9 protein-coding genes and 1 tRNA gene are annotated in these 12,796 nt (G+C 37.3%); 2 read left to right on the top strand and 8 right to left on the bottom strand.

The window, feature by feature from the left end:
• Positions 1-53: 53 nt before the first annotated feature.
• Positions 54-821 carry a LytR/AlgR family response regulator transcription factor gene (locus tag B5X70_RS08025; RefSeq protein WP_079557383.1) on the bottom strand — a complete coding sequence of 256 codons (768 nt, stop codon included), beginning with the start codon at positions 819-821 and terminating at the stop codon, positions 54-56.
• 12 nt (positions 822-833) lie between these two features.
• Entirely contained in the window at positions 834-2,678 is a 1,845-nt protein-coding gene (locus tag B5X70_RS08020) for a sensor histidine kinase (protein ID WP_079557382.1), read from the bottom strand.
• A gap of 387 nt (positions 2,679-3,065) precedes the next feature.
• Between B5X70_RS08020 and B5X70_RS08015 the strand changes: the two genes are divergently transcribed.
• Both B5X70_RS08015 and B5X70_RS08010 read left to right on the top strand, forming a co-directional pair.
• Positions 3,066-3,139, top strand: a tRNA-Cys gene (locus B5X70_RS08015).
• A gap of 164 nt (positions 3,140-3,303) precedes the next feature.
• Complete coding sequence (locus B5X70_RS08010) at positions 3,304-4,776, top strand: sodium:solute symporter family protein (RefSeq protein ID WP_079557381.1); 1,473 nt, start codon at positions 3,304-3,306, stop codon at positions 4,774-4,776.
• 9 nt (positions 4,777-4,785) lie between these two features.
• Here the strand turns inward: B5X70_RS08010 and B5X70_RS08005 are convergent, their stop codons facing one another.
• The 6 genes from B5X70_RS08005 to B5X70_RS07980 all read right to left on the bottom strand — a co-directional run bounded on the left by B5X70_RS08005 (position 4,786) and on the right by B5X70_RS07980 (position 12,766).
• The gene (locus tag B5X70_RS08005; RefSeq protein ID WP_079557380.1) at positions 4,786-6,030 is read right to left on the bottom strand and encodes a hypothetical protein; all 1,245 of its coding nucleotides are present in this window, start codon (positions 6,028-6,030) and stop codon (positions 4,786-4,788) included.
• Positions 6,027-7,199, bottom strand: coding sequence for a glycosyltransferase family 4 protein (locus B5X70_RS08000; RefSeq protein WP_079557379.1), 1,173 nt, complete (start codon positions 7,197-7,199; stop codon positions 6,027-6,029). Before B5X70_RS08000 ends, B5X70_RS08005 begins: the two co-directional genes overlap by 4 nt.
• A gap of 681 nt (positions 7,200-7,880) precedes the next feature.
• On the bottom strand, positions 7,881-9,092 hold the full coding sequence (locus B5X70_RS07995) for a glycosyltransferase family 4 protein (RefSeq protein ID WP_079557378.1): 1,212 nt from the start codon (positions 9,090-9,092) through the stop codon (positions 7,881-7,883).
• A 60-nt stretch (positions 9,093-9,152) separates the two neighbouring features.
• Positions 9,153-10,409: an oligosaccharide flippase family protein gene (locus B5X70_RS07990; RefSeq protein WP_143255048.1), complete on the bottom strand. Its 1,257-nt coding sequence runs from the start codon at positions 10,407-10,409 to the stop codon at positions 9,153-9,155.
• A 76-nt stretch (positions 10,410-10,485) separates the two neighbouring features.
• On the bottom strand, positions 10,486-11,604 hold the full coding sequence (wecB, locus tag B5X70_RS07985; RefSeq protein WP_079557469.1) for a non-hydrolyzing UDP-N-acetylglucosamine 2-epimerase: 1,119 nt from the start codon (positions 11,602-11,604) through the stop codon (positions 10,486-10,488).
• Positions 11,605-11,614: 10 nt separating this feature from the next.
• Positions 11,615-12,766: a Wzz/FepE/Etk N-terminal domain-containing protein gene (locus tag B5X70_RS07980; protein ID WP_079557376.1), complete on the bottom strand. Its 1,152-nt coding sequence runs from the start codon at positions 12,764-12,766 to the stop codon at positions 11,615-11,617.
• Positions 12,767-12,796: the final 30 nt, after the last annotated feature.

Raw genomic sequence — 12,796 nt, 5'->3', positions numbered from 1 at the left:
ACATGCCGGAACTCGTTTCATTTGCAAATATTTCAATAAAATGATGTTGCACCTTAGCTCAAATCAACCCACTTTTTTATCTGGGTCTGAAAACTTCTTCCGGAGTATAGCTTTGTTCTCAACTTGTCATTCATGATAAACACATATTTGCAGTTAAAGTAATTTTGTAATTCTCTAACTGATTTTTTATTGACTATTATGGACCGATGTATCCGAATGAATGAGTTTGGCAGCTTTTCTGCCAATTCTTTTAATGGCTTTTCTGTAATATGATCTTTACCCTGAACTGTTTGAATTTTTACATATTTATCTTCTGCTTTGAAATAGGAAATATCTTCAAGTTTCACGAATAATAGCTTGTTTCCTTTTTTTATTGTTATTGACGTTATTTCAGGTTGCTTTATTTGTTCTTCAAACTTTTTTATAAGATCCATCAATCCTTTGTGATCCACTTTGGTTGTAAATCGCATTAGTTTATCAACAGTCTTTGAAAATCGTTCTGAGCTAACGGGTTTTAACAGATAGTCAAGGCTATTGGTTTCAAACGCATCCAATGAATAGTGATCAAACGCAGAACAAAATACAATTATTGGGATATTATCTAATTGTTTTATTAGTTCAAAGCCATTCATTCCAGGCATTTGAATATCAAGAAACAGGAGATCCGGATTTAATCGATGGATTATTTCCAATCCCTTTTTGCCATTTTCTGCTTCTCCTATTATATCAAAATGATTTGGATAAACAGCCAACAGTTCTTTTAATCTTTGCCTTGCAGGCTCTTCATCATCGATGATAACGGTTTTCAAAATCTTCTCCATAAAGTATTTTATTTATATTGCTGAATTAACGTCAATAGTAACCACTTTTTGGGGTTCATTTTGCCAACTAAATTCAGCTTTCCCGTTATAGTATAACTGTATGATGTCCTGAACGCATTTTAATCCAAAACCTCTGACTAATCCATCGGGAAAATCGGGGCCATTATCTAATACATTAATAAAAAATCCACTATCAGACTTTTCGACTGATAATTTTATCTCTCCAACCTCTTCTATTTTAGAGACTCCATGTTTTACTGCATTTTCAACTAATGGCAGAATTAAATTTCTGGGTATTTCTATACTTTCTAAATCAGCATCTATATGGATTGAATAGTTTAAACGGTGGGTAAATCGTATTTTCTCTATTTCAAGATATGCCTTTACCATCTCCACCTCTTCATATATAGTGCTATATTGTTTTGAAGTGCGATCTATATTGTATTTAAATAAATTGGATAGTGCAACCGCCATTTTTTCAGTTTTCTCTGGGTTACTATGTGCCAATCCCGCAATCGAATTTAATGAGTTATATAAAAAATGAGGATTTACTTTGGCATTTAATGATTGCATCTCAGCTTTTGTCTTTAATTCCTCTAGTTTTAGCAACTCAACATCTTTCCTGCGAATTGCGGAATCACCTACTTCCTTTATATATAATAAAAATCCACGACCTAAGGCTATAACAAACCCCAATGTTATAAGATTAATCATCATGGCTGTGTTGAAACCGGAAACTGTATTCCTTAGAATAATTGATGGAATACTGGTAATTGTGAAGAAGAAAATAATTTTTAATAATGTCTTTTTATTAAAGGACATGCCTGGGCGTATAAACAAATGCTCAACACCGTATAAAATTGAAGCCATTGTAACATAAAGTATAAGCAAAGCACCAGATAATATGGCGTTTGTGCTTAGTCGGTACACTCCGATTGATGCAACATGTTGAAGTACTAAAAATGTTATGACTGTAGTAACTCCAAGCAACAATGCTATAATAATGTAGTTAAAAAATTTGTGTTTGTAATTCCTGAAAAGGATGGTCTTATAAGATGTTGCAATAACCAATAACGTTATTAATATGGCAATTAGTGTTTTAATAGAGCTAAATTGATCTTTATAAAGAAATGCTCTATAATATTTACGTGAATTATCTTCAATTAAAAACTTTTTAAACTGCTCATGGAAATCCTCAGAATAAAGTTTTTGAATCAGGAACTTATCAACTTCAGAGAATTCTGTACCATATGGTTCATAGTCAAACCCATTGAATATGGCATTAGGGGAAAAAGTGTATGTTTCTTTCGGCCTTCCTTTTATGGTACATAACGATCGCAATACTGCAAATTCAATATATCTTTTTCTTTCTGCGAAGGTTACCGAATCATTTAATTTAATATGGATTATTTGCATGTATATTTCAGGTTGATATATTCCCTTAAAACCATCATAGAAGATTTGGTTTCCATTGATGTTTTTTGAACTTCTAAATTCACGGTTGGAAAACATCGGAGCTTTGTTAATACCCAGAAATATTAGTTCTTCGGCAATATTTATCTCGGGTCTATCATATATTGAGCGGCAAAACCCAATTTCCCTGTCAGGAATTAATTCTTTTAGTACTTTTATTAAATCATTCACAATAACACTATCATTGCTGCATTCGGTTATCAGATTTATATAAATATTTTTCTGGAACTTTGATGCAATAGCATTTTGCCCATCAAATAAACGCTCTTTTATAAATCTCCAATACATCCTCTCCGTATCGGGGTCTAGTTCTTTATCGCCAGCTTTGATTTGAAGAAAGCAAGTGATAACTAATAGTGCAGAAAGAATAGTTTTTGTTTTCATAATTATTTGAATGTGAATTTAACCTTTTGTTTTATTCACAAAAGAATAACTTATTGTTTTTGCATTATTATAAAATCGGATGAACTGCAAATGTCCTCGATGAATTGCATGAATCGACCTGTTCCATCCAGCCCATCTGACAAAAAGCATTCTCATCAATTCAAAAAACTTTTCAGATAGATGCGAATAAAATCTGATTTATAAAATAATTTTGTATTTTTGCACACGCAAAACGGTTCTATAGGCTATTACAAGAACTCAGGACAAAACTACAAAAGGTCAGTCCAAAGTACTAAAAAATTAACGATTGGTTGGCCGAGTGGCTAGGCAATCCCGAAAAGTCGGGACAAAACCACAGAAGATCAGTTCGAAATATAAAAAATTAATGGTCGGTTGGCCGAGTGGCTAGGCAACGGTCTGCAAAACCGTCTACGGCGGTTCGAATCCGCCACCGACCTCCAAGCAGGACACTTCGTAAGGAGTGTCCTGTTTTTTTTGTTTTAAGCCTCCTTTTCTATATGACGCCTCCGCTATCAACACGTTAAATCTCAATTTTATCTGCATAAACCGGGAAATTCTTTTAATTTTATGGCCGAAATTCTCAAACAGTAAAAAAATAAACACAATGATATTTTTCTGGGTAGTTATAGGATATCTGATTGTATTAATGGGTATATCCATTTGGAAAAGCTTCATGGTTAAAAACCAGGAAGATTTCATGGTTGCGGGGCGCAAGGTTTCAACGCCTAAACTGGTTGGAACCCTTTTGTGTACATGGCTTGGCTCGGGGAGTCTTTTGGCCGGTGCAGGATTGGCCGCCAACGTGGGGTTTGCAGAACTGTGGATGGCCGCCGGAGCCTGGCTGGGAATCATCATTGTTTTCTTTCTTGCCGGGAAGGTGCGACGAATCGCTGAATTCACTGTTCCCGACATCCTGGAGCTCAGATATAACAAATGGGCCAGAATTCTTGGAACCATGGTGATTGTGATTGCTTACACAACCATCGTTGGGTATCAGTTCAGAGCAGGTGGATTTGTTCTGGACCTGGTGGCCGGCATCCCCGAATGGCAGGGTGTTTTACTAACGGCTGCCTTCATTGTTATTTTTACAGCTTTCGCGGGAATGCTATCCATCGTGTCGGTGGACATCATCAATGGCACCGTCATCACCATTGCCATTGTTATTGCGGCTCCCATCGTATTTTTCAGCATTGGAGGCAGCGAACACCTTACAGCAACATTAGATCCTTCACATTTCCAGATTTTCGGAGACAAAAGTTTTTTCTGGGCCATGGGTATCTTCCTCCCTACTTTTTTCCTTTTGTTAGGAGAGTCCAACATGTATCAGAAATTTTTCTCGGCAAAAAATGAGAAATCAGCAAAAAAAGCGGTGGTTTGGTGGGTAGTAGGAACCATCATCGTTGAAACAGCTCTGGCCAGTCTGGCCATATTTGCATTCAGCCATTTCAACGCATTGGATGCGATGTCAGAATTTTTCCTCGGCAGTGAAAACTCAGAAAGAATCATTCTCCATACAGCTCGCTACAGTACGGAAGTAGGTCTGCCGATTTGGGCTGGCCTTCTATTGATCATGGCATCGGTTGCCATTATCACCTCAACAGGAAACAGCTTTCTCCTTACCCCATCCACCAATCTGACACGGGATATTTACCAGAGATTTATCAATCCCAATGTTTCCGGACAAAGAATTATTTTGATGCAACGCATCATGGTGGTTTTGCTTGGGATAATGGCCTATCTCCTGTTAACTCAATTCTCAACCATACTGGCCATGGCTTTAACAGCATACACGATGGTAGGTGCCGGATTGACACCGGCTCTGTTGGCGGCATTTTTATGGAAACGTGTAACAGTGGCCGGTGGTGTTGCATCCATCGCCACAGGAATGGGAGTTACGCTTTTTATCACCATCGCCAACTCGGTAATGATGAACCTAAACGAAGTACAACTGCTCAACGAGCAGTATATCATTCTGCCAGCTGCAGCTCTTTCAATTACGGTTTTGGTTGTAGTGTCACTGCTAACCCCTCCCGATCCGAAAAGCAAGTGGGGAAGGTTTTATGAGAAGGGAGCTTAATGACTGCATCTATGTTTCATGACTAATTTCTGTGGACTTTTCATTCTCGTCAGGAGATTTATTGAATGCCACAGAAATTAGTGTCCCAAGGAAATAAGCCAGAATTCCACTTTCCAACACATTGGTAAAAATTCCATAAACAAAAATAAAAGTAGCCATCATCAATAAATTGATGTAGATGTCGCTTTCTTTTAACTTAAATATCCGTCGAAGCAACAGAGCCAATAACACTATAAACGGAGCACCAAATACTATAAGAACATATAAATAGAGATTATCGACCGGATTATAATTCTCCGGGTTATATATCATTGAAGCGACTCCAACATTACCTGCTCCCTTTCCGGTAATATAATCATTCCAATATGCAAAATTCTCCATTGCCTCTGGCCAAACATCTGTGAGTCGCATTTCAAAAGATAAGAAAATAACCCGCATCACGATGTCATATAGATCTAAATCATAGACTACCCATAAGGTGCTAATTGGCAATACGAGTCCAACCAACAAAGACATACCCAATGTGGTTTTGAATCCAAAATGAAATAAGAACCGGGATATCCATCCAACAATAAACAACAGAGCTAAAACAATAAATACCAACATTACTCCTTTCGTAGTGGAAAGGCTAACGACAAAAAAAGAACTAAGGAATAATAAGAAATATGCAAAATGATTGATCCTGCCATATAAAAGAATTAAAAAACAGACCATTAATATGGCAAAATTATAAGAAGTTCTGGCAAAGCCGGACAACCGTTGAATACCCAAAGAAGCCCAACTTCTGCTCGCTTCAATTTCAACTCCTCCAATCTCGTATGAAAAACCTTTCCAAGGCAATTCACCAACCCACTCCATAATTACACCTGCTGACAAAATAAATATCATTATCAATGCAATCCTTTTTATTAGAATGCTTCTGTAAACAAGGTCTCCGGTTTGCAAGCCAAAAAAGAAAGGAAAAAAAACGTATATGGCAAATAATGCCGGTGTTAGCTGCCCTAAGTTCAGGAATCCTACAACACTGGAAATTATTACCATAAAAATTATCGCTATGGACGAGAAATATGGAGTGCGTTTCAGTTCTGCCCAAAAATTGAATACAACGTATATTACTATTAGAAATATTGGGACATAAGTGAGTGCCACCAAATTGATCGATGCTAAATAATAGCGGATAATCGCATCCAGACTCTCCTTCAACAGAAACAGAGCCAGAATTATTATTCCTGCATTTTTAAAACTAAAATTCACCCTATTACCTCATTTATTATTTCCAAATATTGATCAGTAACAACATCACGATCAAAATGATGTTTGCACAACTTATAATCATCATCATTGAATTTAAGTTGTCGTTCTGCACACGTATTTAATAACTTATGCAGCGCACCTTTATCTGTGTGATCAAACAGAGAGAGATTGCCAAATCCGGCAAGTTCAGTCATCCCTCCGCTCCTTGCAGCCAGCACGTAAACCCCGTATTGCCATGCTTCAATCACAACTCTGCCAAATGCTTCTTCAAGCATGGATGGAACAATTAAATAATCAATCTTTTCATAAAATTTTTCGGAAGATACAAATCCTAAAAATTCTATGTTTGAATTCTCAGCAGATGCCTTTATCTTTTTTACATATAGTGGCTCTCCGTCTCCACCAATCAGAAGCTTATGTGGAACATTGCAATTAAATACACCATATTCCTCAATCAAATAACCCAAACCCTTCTCATCGCTCAGCCGGCCAAAATAACCAAAAGTTATTGAATCGTTAACTCCTTCTTTTATTTGATTTCCTGTAAATGCTACACTATTAGGAATTACTTTACATACTTTATGATTAACAAAATAATCAGCTTTTAGATGTCGATGCAAAATATAGTTACTGATGCCTATAACTCCATTGATGTTTTTGCTCAAACTTTTCTTTGGGTAAGACATTAAACGACACCTCAAACATTGATTTACACAACGTTTGCCATCGGCAAACATGGTTCCTTTGGGACACAGTAATGCATGATCCCTTAAAACATGTACCACCGGGATTTTTTTCTTTTTAAAAAACTGCCACACCGACACCGAAAAGCCTGGTAAATTATTAGTTAAAACAACATCCGGATTGAAGCGATCGACTATTTTTTTATAAGAGGGAAAATAAAATGGATTAAACATATCAATAAGATGCCACAACATTCTTACAATAGTAAAATATTTTTTCACCTTCAAAAAAGGAATGATATTTCGGGTTTTAAAATATTGAACTTTAACACCATTTACAGTTGCTTGATTATTTGAATTACTGTTTGATAAAACCAACACCTCATGTCCCCGGTTAACAAACCCTTCACAAAGCAACTGAACAGATTTTTCAGCACCACCTTGAAAGTCTGGATAATACAATGTATTTATCACTAGTATTCTCATTCCTGATTTTTCACGTCATTTTGTAAGACATTCTTCACGCTATACTCCTGCCCCTTTCGAAACATCAAAAGTCTCATTCAAAAAAAATTGAATATGCATTTAGTACTAATTTGACACATTCTTTTCTGGCAACCCTGAAGGTTTAAACTATCACAACTAATACGCCCTGCTCTCAGGGTATTTTATTACACGCTTTTGCCCTATCAGGGGGACTATTGATTCGCTCTATATTCATAGGGCGTTGCCCTATGTTACTGATTGCACCCCGTTGAGGCTATAAAGAATTCACTTCTATCGGACGGATATTTTCCTAAGCAATCCTTAATACTGTCGTAAAAGGTTATCCTAATCTGTCAAAGTAGAATTATTTAAAAAAATGTGACATGTTGCCCTAACCTGCTTTATTGACATACGTCGAACTTCGTTTCACAAATGATCTATTACGATGCTCAACTACCTGCTAAACACCTAGTGTAAAGATTGCTAATTCCCCGAACAAATTTTTGCCCTCTTTTCCTTTTTTATGCGTTAGATTTCTTCGCCGTAGGTACAGCTATGCCTCAGAAATTTGCCTTTAAAAAAGAAAAATATAATCAAAAATTTTAGTTCGTTAAATTAACACTCTTCACACTAGCATTAAAAATCTTAAATTCAGGCTTTTTATAAAAATCAAACAGCCTTTTACCTAAATCTTCTCTTCAAGTAAATATATGGTTTAAATGTATTTAAATAATAACGCCATGAACGAGACCTTTCGTATCTTTTACATAGTTCAAGCACTTTCTTTTTCGTAAGCTCGTCAATAAAAGTAACATTCTCGAACAAATCATTTAAAATTAGAGAATTATTATTCCAATTGAGTTCTTCTACGGCGTACTTTCTTGCACTATTACCCATACGTTTTACATGCTCAGGTTTTTCTGCATATTCGGAAATAATCTCTGCCAGATGATTTTCATCGCATATGGATTGCGGCCAGTAATAACCATCCCCTCGGTATTTCTCTTCCTTTACTCGTATTAAACTACCAGTTTCATCACCTTTTACGAACTCTGACATGGGTCTTTCATTGGTAGTTATTACAGGCAAACCACAAGACAACGCCTCTGCGATTGTAAGACCAATACCCTCAAGGCGGGTTGGATAAACATACACATCGCCTAAATGGTATAATCCCGGAGCTGAAACGGTTTTCTGTATTATTTCAAGTTTTCCATTGTCAACTAATTTTTTTATGGTTGCTGTCAATTTCGGAAAAAAATCTGACAAATCGACCTGAGTATGAACGACTGCTTTAACGTTTTCATTATTTACCAATTCCATTGCCTTTAAGAACAGATCAGTCCCCTTACGTAAGGGGTTCATACCTGCAGAGTGGAAAAAAACCATTTTCTCATTATCTTCCACACGCTTTTCCAAAGGTTTATATAATTCAACATCGGTTCCCCATGGGACGTAGTAACTTTGGTGATGGTTCTTAAAGACATTGAAGTGTTTTTGTGTATTACAGATTAAGAAATCGTAGGCCGAAAAGAACTCTGCTGTCTCTTTGGTATAATAATCAATGTAAGCTCCTGTAGGAATTTGCATTTCATGACACCATTGAAGTGGAGTCCAGACCTGTTGTTCGTTAAACAAGACACAATCGATCCGATTCTCTTTAATCCATCGCAAAAAATCCTTTTTGTATATTTTTGATGAAACCAACAAAGGGTTTCGTTTACCCCAATAAACATTCTCCCGATTCCATTTAGGATCATCTTTGGCGTATGCTTCCCCGCCACGTGCATATATGAAAACATTATGCTGCTTTTCGAGAATCTCCATAAATTGTCGGGACACATAAGCAGCTCCTCTTTCAAACCAGGTGGTAACGATTCCTATATTTCGCATCTTCTTATTTATCTCCTTTCGATTATAGTATTTTCATAAACAGGATTAAATTTGAGTCGGCTATCTACCACCCAAACTTCGTTGCACATACCAACTCTGCCAAAGCGTATGCATAGCATAAGCAATAAGATGTGCAAGAGCCAACGCCATACTTCCATAACCACGCCACAGAAACAATTGTGCAAAAAACAAAAAAGCCAGCGCCCAACCAAAATTAAAAAATACTCCAAGCCAAACCTTCCCCTGGCTGTTTAATGCCTGGCCTACTACACTGTTGATTGATGCCAAAATGCTTGACAGCATCAAAACTACTAACACAAACTTCCCTGACACAAAACTTTCACCATAAGTTTCCATTATCAAACCGCTCAGTAAAGAAATGATGACAGCCACAATGGAAGCCACCGAAAAATTAATCCACACATTTAATTTTAAAATTTTGTAATAATCCCTATAGTTTTTAAGAGAGTGTAGTCCGCTCAAAAATGGAAGTGATACCTGCGCAACGAGAGCAGGAATCATTAATACAAAATTCCGCCACGTAAATGCGGCGCTGTAAATTCCCATTTCTCCCGTTCCTGCGTATTCAATTAATAATGCATTGCCTAGCCAGGCTACGGGAACAATCAAAATACCATTTAAGGCAGCCGGAAGGCTAAATTTAATAAAAACTCCACGCAATTCAATATAATCACGAATCCTGAAAACAAAGATTTCAAACCCATTTATTTTGGCATTACATACTATCAACATCAATAAATTAATAACCAAACTAACTCCATACCCTGCTATTGCACCGGACAAACCTGCATACCAGGCACCTGCCACCTGTAAAACCAAAGAAAAAAAGGCGGTTCCGATGTTAATAAACGCCAATGGTCTGAAAAGTCTCCAACCTGTCAGAATCCCCTGAAAGCATCCATTAAGGGAACTTATAATAATGATTACTCCAGATATCTTAACTTCATTTATGAGAGTTGTATCATTACTTATAAATATTGATAGCGGCCCAGAAAATGCAACAACAAGAAGCCCCAGCAACAAACCTGTAAAAAACGATGTATATATTGAAAACCTTGATACCTGAAGAAGTTTATCCCTGAGGTTTTCTGCCAGGTACTGACTTACAAATTTCGATGCCGTTAATCCGATGGCATCACCCCCGAAAACAACAAACATCAGAATGGTAGACTTAATGAAGCCATATTCCCCAAACGTTTCTTTTCCTAAAATGCGTGCAATTATTATGGAAGCCAACAGTAATGCAAAACGAGAAAATCCACTGCCAAGGACTGTCCAGAAGGCCCCTTTTATCATGGGGACTGAATTAGATCCGGCAATATTCCTTATTCGATGAATTACGTTAACCACTTTTTTATAAGTTGCTTTGCAGTTATAAGTTCTTTTCAACAAACTCAACTATGCGCTGAGAGGCTTTTCCGTCTCCATAGGGATTGTAACTCGTGCTCATTTGATGATACAACTCATTGTTCTTGAGCAGTTCTAAAACACCAGTCACTATTTTATCAACATCGGTTCCTACCAGCTTTACTGTTCCAGCCTCTACAGCCTCCGGTCGCTCCGTGGTTTCACGCATAACTAGTACCGGCTTTCCTAATGAAGGAGCCTCTTCCTGAATACCTCCACTATCTGTAAGGATAATTTTTGATCTGTTCATCAGCCAAAGGAATGATTCATATGGCAGAGGTTCAATCAGAATCACATTATCCAAATCACGTAGAGATTTATTTACAGGGTCCTGGACATTGGGGTTCAGATGCACAGGATAGACAATTTTCCCTTTAAACTGAGATGAAATTTTCTTTATGGCAGTACATATATCGTTAAAACCTTGACCAAAATTTTCTCTCCGGTGTCCGGTAATCAAGATCACTTCATTATCTCCTGTTAACTGCTTCAGACGTTCTATACCCGGATGATTTTCGATATTTTTAATGCGCTCAACACCCTCCATCAAGGCATCTATAACAGTATTGCCTGTAACGGATATGGCACCTTCTGAAACACCTTCACTTAACAGGTTGATTTTTGCTTTTTCAGTAGGGGAAAAGTGAAAATCGGCAAGCCGCCCGGTCAACTGTCGGTTCATCTCCTCAGGGAAAGGTGCATATTTATTGTAGGTACGCAATCCAGCTTCAACATGGCCCACTTTTGCCCCTGAGTAAAATGCGGAAAGAGCTGCAGCTGTAGAGGTTGTTGTATCTCCATGCACCAATACCAAATCTGGCATGAAAGCATCCATTACCTCCTTTACTCCTGATATGATGGCACTGGTTAATGAATGAAGATTCTGGCCGGGCTTCATTAAGTTGAGGTCAAAATCTACCTCCAAATCAAAAAAAGATATTACCTGATCGAGCATCTCTCTGTGCTGTCCCGTAACACAAACCTTCGTTGTATATGCGGAATGGCGCCTGAATGCTTTAACAACAGGCGCCATCTTTATAGCTTCAGGACGGGTTCCAAAAACAATTAGTATATTTTTTTTCATTCCAACATTATTAAGCAACTATAGAAGCCTCATCGTTTAACCATAACTTTTTGAAATTATAATAAACAATAATTCCATAGAGAGTGATAAAACCGGTTACACCTCCTAACAATACAGAGACTATCATTATAACCGCCCGGCGTGGAGACGATTTCTCAACCGGGACTTTTACAGGCTCAATAATTGAAAATGCCGGAGTCTCTTTTTTAACGGCAAGTCTGGCCTGCTCAAGTTGCTGCGCAAGCCCTTGATGCACACTTTGCATTAAAAGATACTCGTCATTTAGCTGATGAAACCGTAAACTGATTCTCTCCTCTACATAATTACGATGTGCATCACGGAACTGATATAACTCCTTTTGAATGTTATTAAATTGTTGCTGCACCTCGTTAAACCGCATTTCTACAAATTTCAGGTTTTCACTTACCTGTTTTGTTCTGTATTCAATGATGTATTGCTGCAATAATTCAACAGTTCTTTTAGCTATTTGTGCCGAAGCAAAAGGATCTTCATGCAAAACACTAACATAAACCAAACCCGTCCTGGTGCTTACTTCTACTGAGATAGCCCCAAACACATCTTCCATGTGTCCAAGTGTTTCTTTACCTACAATAACAATCTCTCCATCAGCTTCTGAACTCTCAATTTCATAAATAATATCTTTGGGAGGAAATATTGCATCTTTTATTGTCCAGGGTAAACGAATAGTATACCTTCGAACGAGTCGAAGCACTCCGCGATTTCCTTCCTCTTTTTTGTATTGATATAAAGTTAAAGGTTCATCGAAATTTTTAAATTTAAATTTGGTGCTCATTAACTCATGAAGGAATGGATAACTTCCTACAATATTGGGATACAAGTCCGGAGGGATTCCTTCAGCTTCACCAAACATAGATGCAAGATTTACCCCAGCCAAACTGGCTAAATTACTTATCTGCCCGAGGTCTTTCTGGCCTTCTACCTGTGGTAATAGAATTGCTCCTGAACTATATTTAACAGGTGAGAAAAGAGCGATAAACAATCCGGTAATTACAAAAAAAACCATTATGGAGACCACTATCTTACGACCCAACCAAACATTCTTTAAAAGGGCTAAAAGGTCAACTTTATCTCCATTCATTACTTTTCGGAAGTGTGCTCCTTCTGGCAGGTATTTTCTCATAATTTTATAAAGTAAGCTATATTTTTAATA

The organism is Alkalitalea saponilacus, from assembly GCF_900168165.1.
GTDB classification, from domain to species: domain Bacteria; phylum Bacteroidota; class Bacteroidia; order Bacteroidales; family Marinilabiliaceae; genus Natronoflexus; species Natronoflexus saponilacus.
The sequence above is the reverse complement of the archived record's forward strand: the minus strand, read 5'-3'. Positions and strand labels throughout refer to the sequence as shown.